Source organism: Sphaerotilus montanus (genome assembly GCF_013410775.1).
Lineage (GTDB): Bacteria > Pseudomonadota > Gammaproteobacteria > Burkholderiales > Burkholderiaceae_C > Sphaerotilus > Sphaerotilus montanus.
Map to the genome: position 1 here is coordinate 90,384 of NZ_JACCFH010000001.1, position 18,071 is coordinate 108,454.

Consider the following 18,071-nt stretch of genomic DNA (forward strand, 5'->3'; position numbering starts at 1 on the left):
TGCACCTTGACCCCATCCCCCGAGCCTACCTCCACCACCTCGCACCAGCGACGCAAGGCGGAACGTCCGCAGGAACTGCTGGATGCCGCACTGAGCCTGTTCGTGGAGAAGGGTTTCGCGGCGACGCGGACCGACGAGGTCGCCGCCCGAGCCGGCGTGTCCAAGGGCACGCTCTACCTGTACTACGCCAGCAAGGAAGAGCTGCTCAAGGCCGTCATCGCACAGCGCCTGTCCAGCCAGATCGCCGAAGGGGCGCGCCAGGTGGCGGAGCATGAGGGCAGTTGCGGCGACTTGCTGCTGGAGGTGCTCTCCCGCTGGTGGGAGGACGTGATCGACAGCGACGCCTCCGGCGTGTTCAAGCTCATCATCACCGAAGTGCGCAATTTCCCGGACATCGCCGAGTTCTACGCCCGCGAGGTGGTGGAGCCGGGCCAGAACCTGATCGGCGGTGTCGTGCAGCGCGGCATTGACCGCGGCGAGTTCCGTCCGGTCGACGTCGGCGGGGTGGTGCATTCGCTGGTGCTGCCCATGGTGATGCTGTGCATCCACAAACATTCCCTCGGCGCCTGTAGCGCAGTGGATCCGCTGGTGCAGGCGCCGCATCAGTTCATCCGCCAGCACATCGAGCTCCTGCTGGGCGGCCTGCGCGCCCCTGTACCCACGACGTCACCCACGCCATGAACCGCTCCGTCAAGTTCGCGCTCGCCGTTCTGGTCCTCGGCGCCCTGGCGCTGGGCTTCCGGCTCGTTCAAGGTCGCAGGTCCGATGCACCGACGGCGCCGCCCGCCACCAGCGCCGCCGCATCGGCGCCGGTGCCGGCGCTGGACCTGCGCGATGGCGATCTGGTCATGGCCCAGATGGCCGACCTGTCCCGCACGCAGGCCCTCTCCGGCAGCGTGCGGGCCGTCAGCACGGCCATCGTCAAGGCCAAGGTCGCGGGCGAGTTGCGCCACCTCGGACCCCGCGAAGGCGACAGCGTGCGCGCCGGCCAGGTGGTCGGCGACATCGACACCACCGAGTTCGAACTGCGCGTGAAGCAGGCCGTGCAACAGGCCGAAGCCGCCCGCGCGCAGGTGGACATCGCCCGGCGCCAGCTCGACAACAACCGCGCGCTGGTCGCGCAGGGTTTCATTTCCGCGACGGCGCTCGACACTTCGGTCGCCAACCACGCCGCGGCGCAGGCCAGTCTGCAGGCGGCCCTCGCCACCGCCGATCTGGCCCGCAAGGCGCAGGCCGACACCGTGCTCAAGTCGCCGATCAGCGGCACCGTCTCGCAGCGGCTGGCGCAGCCGGGCGAGCGGGTCGCGGTGGATGCCCGCGTGCTGGAAGTGGTCGACCTGAGCCGGCTGGAACTCGAAGCCGCCCTGCCCGCCGCGGACGCCGGCACGCTGCGGGCCGGCGCGACCGCCGAGCTGCGCGTCGAAGGCCTGCCCGATCCGGTCAGCGCCCAGGTCGTGCGCCTGAATCCGGCCACGCAGGCGGGCACCCGCGCCGTGCTGGTCTACCTGAGCCTGCAGCCGGCACCGGGCTTGCGCGTGGGCCTGTTCGCCCGCGGCACGGTCGCGCTGGAGCAGCGCCGCGCGCTGAGCCTGCCGCTGTCGGCGGTGCGGCTGGACGACGCCCTGCCCTACGTGGTCGTGCTCGACGGCAGCGCACTGCGTCGCCGCACGGTGAAAACCGGCGCGCGCGGGCTGGTGGACCGGATCGAATCGGTCGAGATCACCGACGGCCTGCGCGACGGTGACCGCATCCTGCGCGGCAGCCTCGGCACCGTGCGCGACGGCACGCCCGCCCGGCTGGTCGCCGCGGCGCACTGAGCGGAGCCGCCGGCCATGTGGTTCACCCGCATCTCCATCACCAACCCGGTGATGGCCACCATGGCCATGCTGGCGCTGGTCGTGCTCGGCCTGTTCTCGTTCCAGCGGCTCAAGGTCGACCAGTTCCCGAGCGTCGAATTCCCCACCGTCGTGGTCAGCATCGACTACCCCGGCGCCTCGGCCGAGATCGTCGAGACCGAGGTGACGCGCAAGGTCGAGGAAGCGGTCAATGCCATCGCGGGCGTCAACCAGATCAATTCCCGCAGCTACTCGGGGACCTCGGTCGTCATCGTCCAGTTCAACCTCGACCTCGACAGCCGCCGCGCCGCCGACGACGTGCGCGAGAAGCTGGCCGTGCTCAAGCCGCTGCTGCGCGAGGAGGTCAAGGAGCCCAAGGTCCAGCGCTTCGACCCGGCCAGCCGCCCGATCTGGACGCTGGCCGTGCGTGCGAGCGATCCGTCCCGGGTCAACGCCGTGCAGCTCTCGACCTGGGCCGACCAGACCCTGCGCAAGCGGCTGGAGAACGCGCGCGGTGTCGGCTCGGTGGCGCTGGTCGGCGCGGTGCGGCGCGAGATCAACCTCTACCTCGATCCGCAGCAGCTCGAAGCGGCCGGCGTCAGCGCCGAGCAGGTGATGGCGGCGGTGAAGACCGAGAACCAGGACCTGCCCGCCGGCACGCTGCGCGCGGCCGACAGCGAGCGCGTGGTGCAGATCCGCGGCCGGGTGCAGCGCCCGGAGGACTTCGCGCAGCTCGTCGTCGCCCGCCGCGGCACGGTGCTGATCCGCCTCGGCCAGGTCGCCCGCGTCGTCGACGGCCCGGAAGAGATCGACTCGCTCGCCCTCTACAACGGCCAGCGCACCATCGCGCTCGAAGTCCAGAAGGCGCAGGGCGAGAACACCATCGAGGTGGTGGACGGCCTGAACAAGGCGCTCGCGGCGGTGCAGGCCAGCGGCGAGGTGCCCGCCGGGGTCGAGCTGAGCGTGGTGCGCGACAGCTCGCGGCCGATCCGCGTCTCGGTCAACAACGTGCGCCAGACGCTGCTCGAAGGTGCTGCGCTGACCATCCTGATCGTCTTCCTGTTCCTGAACTCGTGGCGCTCGACGGTCATCACGGGGCTGACGCTGCCCATCGCGCTGATCGGTACCTTCCTGTTCATGCAGCTCTTCGGCTTCTCGATCAACATGATCACGCTGATGGCGCTGAGCCTGTGCGTGGGCCTGCTGATCGACGACGCCATCGTCGTGCGCGAGAACATCGTGCGCCACGTCCAGATGGGCAAGTCGGCGCACGACGCCGCGCTGGACGGCACCTCAGAGATCGGGCTGGCGGTGCTGGCGACCACGCTGTCGATCGTCGCAGTCTTCCTGCCGATCGGCTTCATGGGCGGAATCATCGGCAAGTTCTTCCACGAGTTCGGCATCACGATCGTGGCCGCAGTGCTGATCTCGATGTTCGTGAGCTTCACGCTCGACCCGATGCTCAGCTCCCTCTGGCACGACCCGGCGATCCACAGCGAAGGCCAGCCCTTCCAGCCGCGCACGCTCTACGACCACACGCTCGGCCGCGTCACGCACGCCGTGGACCGCGGTGCGCACGGGCTGGGGACGCTGTACCAGTCGGCGCTCGGCTGGTCACTGCGCCACCCGCTGGCCACCCTCGGCCTGGCGCTGGCCACCTTCATCGCCAGCCTCGCGCTGGTGAAGTCGCTGGGCACCGAATTCGTGCCCAAGGCCGACTACTCGGAAACCTTCGTCAGCTTCAACACGCCGGTCGGCTCCTCGCTGGAAGTGACCGAAGGCAAGGTGCGCGAGGTCGAGGCCATCCTCCGCGAGCGGCCCGAGGTGCGCTACACGCTGGCGACGATCAACACCGGCCAGGCGCAGGGCAAGATCTACGCGCAGATCTACATCCGCCTGGTCGACCGCAAGGACCGCGCGCTCAACCAGGACCAGCTCACCGGCCCGCTGCGCGAGCGGCTGGCGCGCATTCCCGGTATCACGGTCACGCACGTCGGCCTGCTCGACGCGGTCGGGGGCAACAAGCCGCTGCAACTGTCGATCCAGGGCAGCGACCTGGCCGAACTGCAGCGCCAGAGTGCCGCCATCGCGGACAAGCTGCGCGGCATCCCGGGTCTGGTCGACCTCGACACCAGCGCCAAGCCGAACCAGCCGACGGTGGCGATCGAGGTGCGGCGCGACGTGGCGGCCGACCTGGGCCTGAGCGTCGGCAGCGTCACCAGCAGCCTGCGCGCACTGGTGGCCGGCCAGACGATCGGCAACTGGCGCGCCAGCGACGACCTGAACATCGACGTGAAGGTGCGGCTGACGCCCGAAGCCCGCGACGCGGTCGGCGACCTGCAGCGCCTGACCCTGGTCGCCGGCAGCAACGCCGACGGCAGCCCGCGCCTCGTCCGCCTGGGCCAGGTCGCCGACGTGCGCGCCGACAGCACCGCCAACCAGATCAACCGCCGCGACCTGACCCGCGAGGTGGAGATCACTGCCAACGTCTACGGCCGCTCGCTGGGCGAGGTCTCGGCCGACGTGCGCCAGGTGCTGGAGGCGCAGACCCTGCCGCCCGGCATGCGCTGGCGCTTCGGCGGCTCGACCAAGGACATGGCCGAGAGCTTCGGCTACGCCGTGTCGGCGCTGGCGATGGGCGTGGTCTTCATCTACATGATCCTGGCCTCGCAGTTCCGCAGCTTCCTGCAGCCGATCGCGCTGATGAGTTCGCTGCCGCTGACGCTGGTGGGCGTGGTGCTGACACTGCTGGCCTTCGGCTCGACGATGAACCTGTTCTCGATCATCGGCGTGGTGATGCTGATGGGGCTGGTGACCAAGAACGCCATCCTGCTGCTCGATTTCGCCATCCGCGCCCGCACCGGCGAGGTGACGGGGCAGCCGCTGGCGCGCTCGGAGGCCCTGCTGCTGGCGGCCAGGGTGCGGCTGCGGCCGATCCTGATGACCACGCTGGCGATGATCTTCGGCATGGTGCCGCTCGCGTTCGCGCTGTCGGAAGGCTCGGAGCAACGCGCACCGATGGGCCAGGCGGTCATCGGCGGCGTGGTCACCTCGTCGGTGCTGACACTGGTGGTGGTGCCGGTGGTTTATGGCTACATGGACGATCTGGCGGCGTGGCTGCGGCGCCGAATTGCGCCTCGGGTTGCAGATCGTCAGATCGACGACACAGCCAGCTCCTAAAATGGCAGGTTTCGTTGCGCATGATCCCGAGGAATTCAAGATGAATGTCGAACAGGCCCGTTTCAACATGATCGAGCAGCAGATCCGTCCCTGGGACGTGCTGGATCAGTCGGTGCTGTCCCTGCTGGCCATCGTCAAGCGCGAAGATTTCGTGCCGGCCGCCCACCGCAGCATCGCCTTCACGGATCTGGAGATCCCGCTGTCCGGCGGTCAGGTGATGCTGGCGCCGCGCCTGGAGGCCCGCCTGCTGCAGGAGCTGGAGCTGCACCGCCACGAAAAGGCGCTGGAGATCGGCACCGGCTCGGGCTTCATGGCCGCGCTGATGGCCCACAAGGCGCAGCAGGTCGTGACCTACGAGAAGCGCCCGGAACTCGTCGCGATGGCGCGCGAGAACCTGCGCCACGCCGCCGTGATGAACGTCGAGGTACGCCAGGGTGACGGTGCGAACGGCGACGCCGGCCGCGGCCCGTGGGACGCGATCGTGCTGTCCGGCTCGGTGCCCGAAGTGCCGAAGGCCCTGCTGCAGCAACTCAAGGTCGGTGGCCGCCTCGTGGCCGTCGTCGGCGACGAGCCGATGATGCGCGCCCTGCGCGTGCGCCGCGTCAGCGAGCGCGACTTCACCACCGAAGTGCTGTTCGACACCGTGGCCCCGCGCCTCGAAGGCTTCGCGCAGCCCTCGTCGTTCAAGTTCTGAACCAGGACACGCGGCCATGCAGCAACTCCGAGTCGATGCGGTCGCCGCGCTGGTCCGCACCTGCGCCGCACAGGGTCTGCACCCGGTGCTGCTGGACGTCCGGGAGCCCTGGGAAATCGCCACCGCGCGGATAGTGCTGGACGGTGCGGCATCGGTCACGATCCCGATGCAGCAAATTCCCGCCAGATTGGCCGAAATCGACCGGGATCAGCCCATCCTTGCGCTCTGCCACCACGGCATGCGCAGTCAGCAGGTGGCCCTGTTTCTGGAAGCGCAAGGATACCCCTCGGTGTATAACATCACCGGGGGCATCGATGCCTGGTCCCGACAGGTGGATCCGCGTGTGCCCGTGTACTGAGTTCCCGTTCTAGTTCGAGGAAGCGACCATGTCCGTGTTGAAGAACCCCCTGTCGTTCGGCCTGTTGGCTGCGGCCGTCCTGACAACCCTGTCCGCGCCGGTGGCTGCAGAGAACCTCAAGGAGGTCTACGAGGCGGCCAAGGCCTACGACGCGACGTACCTGGCCTCGCGCGCCGCGGCCGAGTCGAGCCGCTACAAGGCCGCCCAGGCCGATGCCCTGGTCCGCCCCAGCGTCAGCCTGCAGGCCGGGGTGGCGAATGCCGGCACCGACACGCCGCTGTTCGGCACCCGCTCGACCAACACCGCCTCGCTCGGTCTGGTGGCGACGCAGCCGCTGTTCAACCGCTCCAACGGCTTCACCATCGACAAGGCCCGCAAGGCCCTCGACATCGCGCAGGCGGACCTCGCCAGCGCCGAGCAGGACCTGGCCGTCCGGGTCGCGCAGGCGTATTTCGACGTGCTGGCCGCGCAGGACACGCTCGCCACCGCCCGCGCGTCCAAGACCGCCATCAGCGAGCAGCTCGCCTCCGCCAAGCGCAATTTCGAGGTCGGCACGGCCACCATCACCGACACGCGGGAAGCCCAGGCCCGCTTCGACCTGGCCACGGCCCAGGAAATCGCGGCAGACAACGATGTGCGCACCCGCCGCCTGGCGCTGGACCAGATCGTCGGCCGCGTCGGCCTGCAGCCCAACGGCCTGATGCTGCCCGTCACGCTGCCGGCCCAGCCCGATCCGGTCGATGCCTGGGTGGACCGCTCCGACGAAAGCCCGTCCGTGCGCAAGGCCCGCCTGGCCTACGACATCGCGAAGCTGGAAACTCAGCGCACGGACGCCACCCGCCTGCCCACCGTCGATCTGCAAGGCCAGCTCGGCGGCGCGCACAACAGCGGCTCCGGCGCCAGTTCGTCCGGCGGCACGGGCACCTCGATCAGCCGGTCGGTTGGCGTGACGCTCAAGGTGCCGCTCTACACCGGCAATGCCATCGAGAACCAGGTCCGTGAAGCCGTGTCGCTCGAAGAGAAGTCGCGCAACGAACTCGAAGCCGCCCGCCGTGCCGTGACCCAGGCCACGCGGCAGGTCTACTACGGCGTCCAGTCCGGCACCGCCCAGGTCAAGGCGCTCGAAGCCGCCGAGGCCTCCAGCAAGCTGGCGCTGGACGCCACCAAGCTGGGCTACAAGGTGGGCGTGCGGGTGAATCTCGACGTGCTCAATGCGCAGACGCAGCTGTTCTCGACCCAGCGCGATCTGGCCAAGGCCCGCTATGACGTGCTCGTGAACAGCCTGAAGCTGCGCCAGGCCGCAGGCGTACTGACCGCCAGCGACATCGACGGCGTCAACGCACTGCTGTCGGTGAAATAAGCGGCAGCATGGCTTCGGCCATGCGCCACGCGGCCCCCTGGTCCTGCCCCGCGTAGGTCTGCGCAGCGGCCACCGCCACCGCACGCGCTGCCGGGGACCCGGCCAGTGCACAGGCGGCGGAGACGGCCTCCTCCAGATCGACGCACCGGCGTGCCGCACCTGCGGCTTCGGCACGCTCGGCCGCCTGGGTGAAATTGAAGGTGTGCGCGCCCATGAACACCGGGCAGCCGCAAGCCGCCGCCTCGATCAGGTTCTGCCCACCCAGCGGCGCAAAACTGCCCCCGAGCAGCGCCACGTCGGCGCAGGCGTAGTACGCCGGCATCTCGCCCATCGAGTCCCCCAGCCAGACCTGTGCTTCGCGCGCCAGCGCACCGGGCCCGCCGGCGCCCCAGCTGCTGCGCCGCACCAGCGTCAGCCCGGCATCCGACACCAGACGCGCCACCTCGTCGAACCGCTGCGGATGCCGCGGCACCAGCAGCAGCAGCGGTGCACGCTGCGCCTCGCCGGCCAGCACCCGACGCGCGAGCATGGCCTGCCAGGCGGCCAGCAGCGGAGCGTCTTCGCCCTCGCGCCAGCTGGCCGCCAGCACCACCGGCCGGGCCAGGCCAGCGCTCCAGCTTTCACCCGCGGCCAGCAGCTCCGGCGAGGGCCGCTGGTCGAACTTGAGGTTGCCGGCGACCCGCACATGGCGCACGCCCGCCAGCCGCAGGCGCTGCGCATCGGCCTCCGTCTGGGCCAGCGCCTGGACCAGCGACGCGGCAGCCGGTCGCAGCAGCGCATCGAAACGCAGCGACTGGCGCAGGCTCTTCTCGGACAGCCGCGCGTTCGCCAGCACCACCGGCACCGCGGCGCGCTGCGCCTCGTACAGCAGGCGGGGCCAGACCTCGGTTTCCATCAGGATGCCCAGCGCTGGCCGGTGGCGCTGCAGAAACCGGCGCGTCGCGCCCGGCGTGTCCAGCGGCAGCCAGCACTGGTGGTCCGCCGGGCTCAGCAGCGTGGCACCGGCCGCACGCCCGGTGGCCGTGCCATGCGTGAGCAACAGATGCACCTGCGGATGCAGCTGGCGCAGCGCCTGGATCAGCGGCTCGGCCGCGCGGGTTTCGCCCAGCGACACGGCATGCAGCCAGACCGCCCCGGGCGGTGCGGCCGGCCCGAAGCCCAGGCGCTCGGGCATCGCCAGACCATAGAGCGGCTCCTGCCGGGCGCGCCACCACAGGCGCACCAGCAGCAGCGGCACCAGCAGCCGCATCAATACCCCGTAGGCCAGCAAGGCCAGTCGCTGCCGCAGGTTCAAGGCGACACCCCGCGGGCCACCGCCACACGCTGCCAGGCGGACTCGACCTCCTCCAGCGCGGGAACACGGTCCCCACCAACGCTGACCTGGTGGGCGTGGCCATGCTCGGGCAGCGGCCCGGTGCGCCAGGCGGTCGGGAAGTTGTAGAGCTGCACGTGCGGCAGGTCGAGCGCCACCGCCAGGTGGGACAGGCCGCTGTCCACGCCGACAACCCCCTGCGTGCCGCCCATCCAGTCCACCAGCGCATCCAGCCCCATGCGTGGCCAGAGATCACAGGACGCGGCGCCGACGCCCGCGGCGATCCGCTGCGCACGCTGCGCCTCTTCCTCGCTGGCCTGCGGCAGGGCGATGCGCCAACCACGCTGCACCAGCGACTGGCCGAAGGCGATCCAGTGCGCCTCGGGCCAGAGCTTGTCGTCGCGGGAGGTGCCGTGCACGAAGACCAGCGTGCGGGCTTGCGGCGACGGCACAACGCGGGCGCGCAAACCGAAGTGCGGCGGCCCGCTCACTGCGTAGCCCAGCGCCTCGGCCGCCATCTGGCGCGAGCGGTCAACGACGTGGATGTGCGGCGCCAGCGTGATGGCCCGGTCGGCCAGCCAGCGCGTCGGCGCTTCCCAGCCCGAGCCATCGGTGCGGTTGCCCAGTGCGTAGCGCAGGCCCTCCGGTGTCGTCCGGGCCTGCCGCGCCACCAGCGCGGACTTGGTCAGGCCCTGCAGGTCCAGCACCACGTCGTAGCGGTGCTGCTGCAGGCGGGCGCGGAAGGCCTGCTTCTCGCGCTGCACGTCCGCCGTCCACCAGCGCTTGCGCCAGCGCCGCTGCGCACAGTCGATCACCTCGCCGATGCCCTCGACCCGGCGCACCAGCGGCGCGAAGCCCGGCTCGACCACCCAGTCGATGCACACACCGGGCAGTGCGGCGCGCAGGTCCGCCACCACCGGCATCGCGTGGATCACGTCGCCCAGGGACGACAGCTTGACGATCAGGACGCGCCGCACGGTCAACAGGAGCCCTCCGCCTTCAATGCGCGGAGGCCTGCACTTCGGCTTCCGGCATCACCTTGCGCAGCGCAGCCATGAAGTCGTGCTCGATGCGGGCCAGCGCCTCGGCGGTGTGCCCTTCGAAGCGCAGCACCAGCACCGGCGTGGTGTTCGACGCGCGGATCAGGCCGAAGCCGTCCGGGTAGTCGCCACGCAGGCCGTCGATGGTGCCGATCTCGGCGCCGGGGAAGTCGGCCTGGGCGATGAGCTGCTCGACGATGGCGTGCTGGTTGCCCGCCGGCACCGCGACGTTCAGCTCGGGCGTGCTGAAGCTGGTCGGCAGGGCCTTGAGCACCGCGCTCGGGTCAGCGAAGCGCGACAGGATTTCCAGCAGCCGGGCAGCGGTGTACATCGCGTCGTCGAAGCCGTACCAGCGCTCGCCGAAAAAAATGTGGCCGCTCATCTCGCCGGCCAGCGGGGCACCGGTCTCGCGCAGCTTGGCTTTCATCAGCGAGTGGCCGGTCTTCCACATCATCGGCACGCCGCCTGCGGCGCGGATGCCCACCGGCAGGCGCTGCGAGCACTTCACGTCGTAGATGATCAGCCCGTCCGGGTTGCGCGTCAGGATGTCCTGCGCGAACAGCAGCATCTGGCGGTCCGGGAAGATGATCTCGCCGTCCTTGGTGACGAGGCCGAGGCGGTCGCCATCGCCGTCGAAGGCCAGGCCCAGTTCGAAGTCGGTGGCGTGGACAACCTTGATCAGGTCGGCCAGGTTTTCCAGCTTGGAGGGGTCCGGGTGGTGGTTCGGGAAGTCGCCATCGACACGGCTGTACAGTTCGACCACCTCGCAGCCCAGCGCCTTGAGGATGCCGGGCGAGGAGGCACCGGGAATGCCGTTGCCGGAGTCAACCACGATCTTCATCGGGCGTGCGAGCTTGCAGTCGCCGGTGATGCGGGCGGTGTACTCGGGCAGGATGTCGTGGGCGGTGACGCTGCCCGGAGTGGCCGAGGTGGTGTAGGTCTCGGATTCCATGCGGGCACGCAGGCCCTGGATCGCGTCGCCGTAGATGGCCACCCCCGCGAGCACCATCTTGAAGCCGTTGTAGTCCTTGGGGTTGTGGCTGCCGGTCACCTGGATGCCGCTGCGGCAACCGATGTCGCCGCGCGTGGCCGCCACGTAATAGAGCATCGGCGTGGTCACGGCACCCAGGTCGATCACGTCCAGGCCGGTCGAGGCCAGGCCGCGGATCAGGGCGGCGCTCAGGTCCGGGCCGGAGACACGGCCGTCGCGACCGACCGCCACGGCGCGCTCGCCCAGCGCCAGGGCTTCGGTGCCGAACGCACGGCCCAGGTGTTCGGCGAAGACGACGTCGAGCGCCTGGCCGACGATGCCGCGGATGTCATAGGCCTTGAAGGCAGAAGCGATCACTTGCATAAAGAGGAACCTTGGTTCGATAGAAAGAAACCCGCGCATTGTAGGCAGGTACCCCTCGGGCGCCACCACCGGACTGCCGGTTGTTCAGAAACTGCAGCCACCAATGCAAAATGCCCGCTCACTGGAGATGAACGGGCACATGGACAGACGATCTAACTAATTTTGGCGGAGTGGACGGGACTCGAACCCGCGACCCCCGGCGTGACAGGCCGGTATTCTAACCAACTGAACTACCACTCCGCAGTGGTACGAAACTGAAAATCTGGCGACTCCTAGGGGATTCGAACCCCTGTAACGACCGTGAAAGGGTCGTGTCCTAGGCCTCTAGACGAAGGAGTCAACTTCGACGGGTCTTGAAACATGGCGGAGTGGACGGGACTCGAACCCGCGACCCCCGGCGTGACAGGCCGGTATTCTAACCAACTGAACTACCACTCCGCAGTGGCAAAACCATCTGAAACTTGGCGACTCCTAGGGGATTCGAACCCCTGTAACGACCGTGAAAGGGTCGTGTCCTAGGCCTCTAGACGAAGGAGTCATTCTGGAAATTTGGTGGAGGTAAGCGGGATCGAACCGCTGACCTCTTGCATGCCATGCAAGCGCTCTCCCAGCTGAGCTATACCCCCAAATACATCTTGCGCAACTTGTGGCGGAGTGGACGGGACTCGAACCCGCGACCCCCGGCGTGACAGGCCGGTATTCTAACCAACTGAACTACCACTCCGCAGCGGCACAAAATCTGGCGACTCCTAGGGGATTCGAACCCCTGTAACGACCGTGAAAGGGTCGTGTCCTAGGCCTCTAGACGAAGGAGTCTTCAAACTTGTCTCAAGAACTTCGAAGCGCTTTGATGGTGGAGGTAAGCGGGATCGAACCGCTGACCTCTTGCATGCCATGCAAGCGCTCTCCCAGCTGAGCTATACCCCCTCAAGACACAATTGCTTGTTTCTTTTGTCAGGCGCTTCGTTGTTCAAGCGAGAACAAGATTATGGAATGGATTCATACGCCTTGCAAGCGTTTGAGCACAGTATTTTTATCGAACAGCGCCAGCACCGCATCAATCGACGGTGTCTGGGCACGCCCGCACACCAGCACGCGCAGTGGAATCGCCAGTTGCGGCATCTTCACCTTCCGCTCACCGATGGTGTTCTTGATCGCCTGGTTGATCGATGGGGCATCCCAGTCCGGCAGTTCGGCCAGACGATCCCGCAGCGCGATCAGGGCCGGGCGCGACACCTCGTTCAGGTGCTGCGCCAGATCCGCCTCGCCCGGCTGCACATCGACGAAGTAGACCGACAGCCAGTCGGCGAGCTCGACCGTCGTGCTGCAGCGGTCCTTGAACAGCGCGCACATGGCCGCCAGCCGCTCGTCGGCCGGCACGCTCAGACCCCGGCTGGCGAACTGCGCCGAGACCAGCCCCGCCAGCACGCCGTTGTCGCAGACCTTCATGTGCTGCGCGTTCACCCAGCGCAGCTTGGCCTCGTCGAACTGCGCGGCGCTGCGGCCGAGGTGGTCGAGGTTGAACCAGGCGATGAGCTGCTCGCGGCTGAAGATCTCGTCGTCGCCGTGGCTCCAGCCCAGACGCGCCAGATAGTTCACCACGCCGTCGGCCAGATAGCCCTCGTCGCGGTACTGCGTCACCGGCTTGGCGCCGTGGCGCTTGCTCATCTTCTCGCCCTGCTCGTTCAGCACGGTCGGCAGGTGGGCATAGACCGGAGGCTCGACACCGAGCGCGCGGAAGACGTGGATCTGGCGCGGCGTGTTGTTGACGTGGTCATCGCCGCGGATCACATGGGTGATGCGCATGTCGATGTCGTCCACCACGACGCAGAAGTTGTAGGTCGGCGTTCCATCCGGACGCGCGATGACCAGATCGTCCAGCTCGTCGTTGCTGATCTCGATGCGGCCCTTGACCTTGTCGTCCCAGACCACCGACCCGCCCTGCGGTGTCTTGAACCGCAGCACCGGCTGGACGCCTTCCGGCACTGCCGGCAGCACCTTGCCCGACTCCGGGCGCCAGGTGCCGTCGTAGCGCGGCTTTTCCTTGTTGGCCATCTGGCGCTCGCGCAGGGCGTCGAGTTCCGCCATGGACATGTAGCAGGGGTAGACCCAGCCCTGCTCCACCAGCTGCGCCAGCACCGCCTTGTAGCGGTCCATGCGCTGCATCTGGTAGAACGGACCTTCGTCGTGGTCCAGACCCAGCCACTGCATGCCTTCGAGGATCACGTCGACCGCCGCCTGCGACGAGCGCTCGACGTCGGTGTCCTCGATGCGCAGCACCAGGACACCGCCCGTGGCCCGCGCCCAGGCCCAGGGGTAGAGCGCGGAGCGGATGTTGCCGAGGTGGATGAAGCCGGTGGGCGACGGCGCGAAACGGGTACGAACTTGGGTCATGGTCTTCACTCGGGATCAGTTCGGATCAGATCAACGCCAGGCCACGGGCGAGGTCGGTCTTCAGGTCTTCGACGTGCTCCAGCCCGACGGCGACGCGGATCATGCCCTGCGTGATGCCGGCGGCCAGGCGCTGCGCTTCGTTGAGGCGCCCGTGCGAGGTGCTCGACGGGTGGGTGATGGTGGTCTTGGTGTCGCCGAGGTTGGACGTGATCGAGCAGATCCGCGTCGCGTCGATCACCGCGAACGCGTTCGCACGCGCCGCCTCGGGCGTGTCACCGCGCGTCACGAAGCCGACGACCGCGCCGCCATTGCCGCTCTGCTGCGCCATCGCCAGCGCGTGCTGCGGGTGCGAGGGCAGACCGGGATAAAACACCCGCGCCACCTGCGGCTGCGCTTCCAGCCACTCGGCCAGCTTCAGCGCGCGGGCGCCCTGCGCTTCCATGCGGATCGACAGCGTCTCCAGCCCCTTCAGCACCACCCAGGCGTTGAACGGCGACAGGCACATCCCCGCCGAGCGCATCACCGGCATGAACTTGCCGTCGATGATCGCCTCCGGCCCGCAGATGGCGCCGGCCACGACGCGGCCCTGCCCGTCCAGGTACTTGGTGCCCGAATGGATGATCAGGTCCGCGCCCAGATCGGCTGGCCGCTGCAGCGCGGGCGAGCAGAAGCAGTTGTCCACCGCCAGCAGCGCGCCCGCGGCGTGGGCCACGTCGGCCAGCGCGCGGATGTCGCAGACCTCGGTCAGCGGGTTGCTCGGCGTCTCGGCGAACAGCAGCTTCGTCTCGGGCCGCACGGCCGCGCGCCATTCGGCCACGTCGGTCTGCGACACGAAGGTGGTCAGCACGCCGAACTTGCCGAACTCGCCCTGCAGCAGCTTGATGGTCGAGCCGAACACGCTCTGCGAGCAGATCACGTGGTCACCCGCCTTCAGCAGCCCCATGACCAGCAGCAGGATCGCCGACATGCCGCTCGACGTGGCGATGCAGGCCTCGGTGCCTTCGAGCGCAGCCAGGCGGCGCTCCATCATCATCGTCGTCGGGTTGGTGAAGCGGCTGTAGACGAATGCTTCTTCTTCTTGTGCAAAGCGGGCAGCGGCCGTGGCCGCGTCCGGGTGCACGAAGCTGCTGGTCAGGAACAGCGCCTCGGAGTTTTCGCCCCAGGGCGTCGTCGGCAGCCCCTCGCGCACGGCCAGGGTGTCCAGCCGCGCGTCGGCGGGCAGGTCCACGCGCGGCAGGCGCTTCGGGTCGGTGTGGTCACGGCTGCGCATGGCAGGTCTCCAGAAGTCGGGGATCGAGACGCTCAGGTGCTCGGATTCGGCAGGGCCAGACGGCCGCGGTCACCCGCTTCCTCGTCCTGGGGCTGGGCAGCGCGCTGGGTCTTCATCGCCTCGAAATCGGCCGGGCTCACGTCGCCGGTGATGTAGTGGCCATCGAAGCACGACGCCTCCAGCCCCGCCAGCGAGGTGCTCAGCGACGACACCGCGCGCTTCATCGCGTCCACGTCCTGGTAGATCAGCGCATCGCAGCCGATGTAGTCGCGGATCTCGTCCATCGTGCGGCCGTGGGCGATCAGCTCGGTCGAGGTCGGCATGTCGATGCCGTAGACGTTCGGGTAGCGCACCGGCGGCGCGGCCGAGGCCATGTAGACCTTGTTGGCGCCGGCCTCGCGGGCCATCTGCACGATCTCGCGGCTGGTGGTGCCGCGCACGATCGAGTCGTCGACCAGCAGCACGTTGCGGCCCTTGAACTCCATGCCGATGGCGTTGAGCTTCTGGCGCACGCTCTTCTTGCGCGTGGCCTGGCCCGGCATGATGAAGGTGCGGCCGACGTAGCGGTTCTTGACGAAGCCTTCGCGGTAGGGCTTGCCCAGGCGCTGCGCGAGCTGCATCGCCGACGGGCGGCTCGACTCGGGGATCGGGATCACCACGTCGATGTCGGACGGCGGCATCGTGCTGATGACGCGCTGCGCCAGCGTCTCGCCCATGTTGAGGCGGGCGTGGTAGACCGAGATGCCGTCGATGACCGAGTCCGGACGCGCCAGGTACACGAACTCGAACACGCACGGATTCAGCGACGGCGCCACCGCGCACTGCTGGCTGTGCAGTTCGCCGTCGAGCGTGATGAACAGCGCCTCGCCCGGCGCCACATCGCGCACGAGGTGGTAGCCATTGCCTTCGAGGGCCACGGACTCGCTGGCCACCATCCACTCGGTGTCCTTGCCAGCCACCTCGATCGAGCCCAGGCAGAGCGGGCGGATGCCGTTCGGGTCGCGGAAGGCCACCAGCCCGTAGCCGGCGATCAGCGCCACGACGGCGTAGGAGCCCTTGACACGGCGGTGCACCGCACTGACGGCCTTGAACACCTCCACCGGGGTCAGCGGCAGGTCGTGCGCAGCCGCCTGCAGTTCATGGGCGAGGATGTTGATCAGCACCTCGGTGTCACTCTCGGTGTTGAGGTGGCGCCGGTCGATGTCGATCAGTTCCTTCTTCAGCGCGTGGGCGTTGGTGATGTTGCCGTTGTGGACGAGCACCACGCCGAACGGTGCGTTGACGTAGAACGGCTGCGCCTCTTCCTCGCTGTAGGCGTTGCCGGCGGTCGGGTAGCGGACCTGGCCGAGACCGAGCGTGCCGGGCAGCGCACGCATGTTGCGGGTGCGGAAGACGTCGCGCACCATGCCGCGGGCCTTGTGCATGAAGAACTTCGTGCCCATGGCCGTGACGATGCCGGCGGCATCCTGGCCACGGTGCTGCAGCAGCAGCAGCGCGTCATAGATCAACTGGTTCACTGGTGACTTGGAAATCACACCGACGATGCCACACATCGCTCACTCCATCTGTTCAAGACATTCCCAACGGACACCGGGCCGGACGGCGCGGTCATCCTCGTTCTCTTCGTGCTTCGTGTATTCGTTGCGGCTCAGCGCGGTGCCGAGGCCGCCGGCTCCGGTGCACTGCCCGTCAGCGGCCGCCAGTCTCCGGGCAGCCACGGTGCCAGCACCGCCTGCGCGGCCGTCAGCCAGCGCACCCCGTCCGACACCTGCCAGGACGGCTGGCGCACCATCGGCGTCAGGCCCAGCATCATCACGGCCACCAGCAGGATCAGCCCGCCCCGCACGGTGCCGAACACCGCACCCAGCAACCGGTCGAGCGGTGCCAGCGGCGTCGCGTGGATCACCTGCTGCAGCAGCCAGGTGAGCACCCGCCAAGCCAGCAGCGTCACCACGAAGGTGATCACCAGCCCGGACAGGCGGGCGACCTGCCCGCCCGGCTCGCCGATGTGCAGCGCTGCAGCCACATCCAGCGCCCAGGCCTGGGACAGCAGCCACGCCACCACCCAGCCCGCCAGCGACATCACCTCGCTGACCAGCCCGCGCAACATCCCGGCGACCACCGACAAGGCCAGCACCGCCAGCATCGTCAGATCGATCCAGCCGAGGTCACCGAGCATGGTTCACTCTCAGAGCGGCAGCACCGCGGCATTGAGCCCGGCCGCCTTGAGGCGAGCGGCAGCGCGCAGGGCCTCTTCCTTGGAATTGAACGGCCCCAGCCGGACCCGCGTGCGGGCCGAGCCGGAGGCGGTCTCGACCCGCTGTTCGTGCGAATCCAGTCCCAGCTTGCCGATGCGGCGTCCCAGATCCCGCGCTGCAGACGCCTCGGCGAAAGAGCCCGCCTGGATCACGTAGCGGCGGGTCTTCTCGCCATCGCCATCCGGTCTGGTGGCTTTGGCCGCCTTCGCATCCTTGGCCTCTTTCGCATCCTTCAACGCCTTGGCTTCTCGGGCGTCGCGCGCCTTGCGGGCGGCTTCGCGTCGTGCATCGGCCGCATCACGGGCATCCTGCGCTTCGCGGGCCGCCTTGGCTTCCTTGGCTTCCTTCGCCTTTTTGGCCAGGCGCTCCTGCCGGGCCTTTTCCGCTTCGCGTGCCTGCTCGGCTTCCTGCGCCTTCTCGGCTTCGCGCGCCTTGTCGGCCTTCAGCTTGTCCGCCCTGGCCCGCTCTGCCCTGGCCTTTTCCTTGTCCTTTTCTGCCCGGACCCTGTCGGCACGGAGCTTGTCCGCCTCCAGATCCGCCTTGGTCTCGGTGATGATGGTGTCATCGGCGTGGGGCTTCTTGCCGGTCCCCGGCAGCAGCCCGACTGCTGCCGCCGTGCCGGCCGCAGCCACCGCGACCGCGGTACCGGAGACGCCCGCAGAGGGCGCTGCCTCGACGCTGCCCTGCCGGGCCAGCGCGGCCGAACCAGCCGCGGCCGGGGCCTTGACCGACACGCTGGCCGAGCCGTCCGAACCTGCCGGACCAGCCATGCGGACGCTGAAACTCTGCTCGGCCGGGCGCGGCGGTTTGTCGAACAGTGTCGGCAAACCGATGACGGCGCCACCGACCAGCACCGCCGCGCCGATCAGACGCCGACGCGCGCGGGTGCGCAACGCCTCGACGGTGACAGGATCCTGGGGCGGCGGAGTGCGCTTGCGGGTTTCGGGAACCGGCGGTTTCTTGCGCTGGAGAAAGGAGAACAAACCCATCTGTGTCAGCCATCAGGCCATGTTGCT

The 18,071-nt window shown here is 68.6% G+C and carries 14 protein-coding genes and 8 tRNA genes; 6 read left to right on the forward strand and 16 right to left on the reverse strand.

The features are described 5' to 3' along the window. Positions 1 to 6: 6 nt before the first annotated feature. The 6 genes from BDD16_RS00395 to BDD16_RS00420 are packed head-to-tail and all read left to right on the forward strand — an operon-like array spanning position 7 to position 7,427. Positions 7 to 681: a TetR/AcrR family transcriptional regulator gene (locus tag BDD16_RS00395; protein ID WP_179632022.1), complete on the forward strand. Its 675-nt coding sequence runs from the start codon at positions 7 to 9 to the stop codon at positions 679 to 681. Further along, positions 678 to 1,817, forward strand: coding sequence for an efflux RND transporter periplasmic adaptor subunit (locus tag BDD16_RS00400; RefSeq protein ID WP_179632024.1), 1,140 nt, complete (start codon positions 678 to 680; stop codon positions 1,815 to 1,817). The genes BDD16_RS00395 and BDD16_RS00400 overlap by 4 nt, the downstream gene beginning before the upstream one ends. A 15-nt stretch (positions 1,818 to 1,832) precedes the next feature. Then, a complete protein-coding gene (locus BDD16_RS00405; RefSeq protein ID WP_179632026.1) occupies positions 1,833 to 5,015 on the forward strand; it encodes an efflux RND transporter permease subunit in 3,183 nt (1,060 codons plus the stop codon). A gap of 40 nt (positions 5,016 to 5,055) precedes the next feature. Further along, positions 5,056 to 5,709: a protein-L-isoaspartate O-methyltransferase family protein gene (locus tag BDD16_RS00410; RefSeq protein WP_179632028.1), complete on the forward strand. Its 654-nt coding sequence runs from the start codon at positions 5,056 to 5,058 to the stop codon at positions 5,707 to 5,709. A gap of 16 nt (positions 5,710 to 5,725) precedes the next feature. Then, positions 5,726 to 6,067, forward strand: coding sequence for a rhodanese-like domain-containing protein (locus tag BDD16_RS00415; RefSeq protein ID WP_179632029.1), 342 nt, complete (start codon positions 5,726 to 5,728; stop codon positions 6,065 to 6,067). A 28-nt stretch (positions 6,068 to 6,095) separates the two neighbouring features. Further along, positions 6,096 to 7,427 (forward strand): TolC family outer membrane protein, encoded by a 1,332-nt coding sequence (locus BDD16_RS00420; protein WP_179632030.1) that lies wholly within the window; start codon positions 6,096 to 6,098, stop codon positions 7,425 to 7,427. On the opposite strand, the gene BDD16_RS00425 is transcribed toward BDD16_RS00420, so the two are convergent. From BDD16_RS00425 to BDD16_RS00500, 16 genes are all read right to left on the reverse strand, one after another. Next, the gene (locus tag BDD16_RS00425) at positions 7,402 to 8,721 is read right to left on the reverse strand and encodes a 3-deoxy-D-manno-octulosonic acid transferase (protein ID WP_310732755.1); all 1,320 of its coding nucleotides are present in this window, start codon (positions 8,719 to 8,721) and stop codon (positions 7,402 to 7,404) included. The two genes, BDD16_RS00420 and BDD16_RS00425, sit on opposite strands and share 26 nt — an antisense overlap. Then, positions 8,718 to 9,716 carry a lipopolysaccharide heptosyltransferase I gene (gene waaC / locus BDD16_RS00430; protein ID WP_179635926.1) on the reverse strand — a complete coding sequence of 333 codons (999 nt, stop codon included), beginning with the start codon at positions 9,714 to 9,716 and terminating at the stop codon, positions 8,718 to 8,720. Before waaC ends, BDD16_RS00425 begins: the two co-directional genes overlap by 4 nt. A 22-nt stretch (positions 9,717 to 9,738) precedes the next feature. Continuing rightward, complete coding sequence (locus tag BDD16_RS00435; protein ID WP_179632032.1) at positions 9,739 to 11,133, reverse strand: phosphomannomutase/phosphoglucomutase; 1,395 nt, start codon at positions 11,131 to 11,133, stop codon at positions 9,739 to 9,741. A gap of 163 nt (positions 11,134 to 11,296) precedes the next feature. Then, positions 11,297 to 11,373 (reverse strand) — tRNA-Asp (locus BDD16_RS00440). Positions 11,374 to 11,396: 23 nt separating this feature from the next. Continuing rightward, a tRNA-Glu gene (locus tag BDD16_RS00445) sits at positions 11,397 to 11,472 on the reverse strand. Positions 11,473 to 11,494: 22 nt separating this feature from the next. Next, positions 11,495 to 11,571: transfer RNA gene (locus tag BDD16_RS00450), tRNA-Asp, on the reverse strand. A gap of 24 nt (positions 11,572 to 11,595) precedes the next feature. Continuing rightward, a tRNA-Glu gene (locus tag BDD16_RS00455) sits at positions 11,596 to 11,671 on the reverse strand. 12 nt (positions 11,672 to 11,683) lie between these two features. Beyond that, a tRNA-Ala gene (locus BDD16_RS00460) sits at positions 11,684 to 11,759 on the reverse strand. 21 nt (positions 11,760 to 11,780) lie between these two features. Beyond that, positions 11,781 to 11,857 (reverse strand) — tRNA-Asp (locus BDD16_RS00465). 16 nt (positions 11,858 to 11,873) lie between these two features. Beyond that, a tRNA-Glu gene (locus BDD16_RS00470) sits at positions 11,874 to 11,949 on the reverse strand. A 35-nt stretch (positions 11,950 to 11,984) separates the two neighbouring features. Then, a tRNA-Ala gene (locus BDD16_RS00475) sits at positions 11,985 to 12,060 on the reverse strand. 72 nt (positions 12,061 to 12,132) lie between these two features. Then, the gene (gene gltX, locus BDD16_RS00480) at positions 12,133 to 13,527 is read right to left on the reverse strand and encodes a glutamate--tRNA ligase (RefSeq protein ID WP_179632034.1); all 1,395 of its coding nucleotides are present in this window, start codon (positions 13,525 to 13,527) and stop codon (positions 12,133 to 12,135) included. 25 nt (positions 13,528 to 13,552) lie between these two features. Then, positions 13,553 to 14,797, reverse strand: coding sequence for an O-succinylhomoserine sulfhydrylase (locus BDD16_RS00485; RefSeq protein ID WP_179632036.1), 1,245 nt, complete (start codon positions 14,795 to 14,797; stop codon positions 13,553 to 13,555). Positions 14,798 to 14,829: 32 nt separating this feature from the next. Further along, positions 14,830 to 16,350, reverse strand: coding sequence for an amidophosphoribosyltransferase (gene purF, locus BDD16_RS00490; RefSeq protein WP_179632038.1), 1,521 nt, complete (start codon positions 16,348 to 16,350; stop codon positions 14,830 to 14,832). Positions 16,351 to 16,445: 95 nt separating this feature from the next. Next, positions 16,446 to 16,976, reverse strand: a complete 531-nt coding sequence (locus BDD16_RS00495) for a CvpA family protein (protein WP_179632040.1) — start codon at positions 16,974 to 16,976, stop codon at positions 16,446 to 16,448. A gap of 9 nt (positions 16,977 to 16,985) precedes the next feature. Continuing rightward, positions 16,986 to 18,044 carry an SPOR domain-containing protein gene (locus tag BDD16_RS00500; protein WP_179632042.1) on the reverse strand — a complete coding sequence of 353 codons (1,059 nt, stop codon included), beginning with the start codon at positions 18,042 to 18,044 and terminating at the stop codon, positions 16,986 to 16,988. Positions 18,045 to 18,071: the final 27 nt, after the last annotated feature.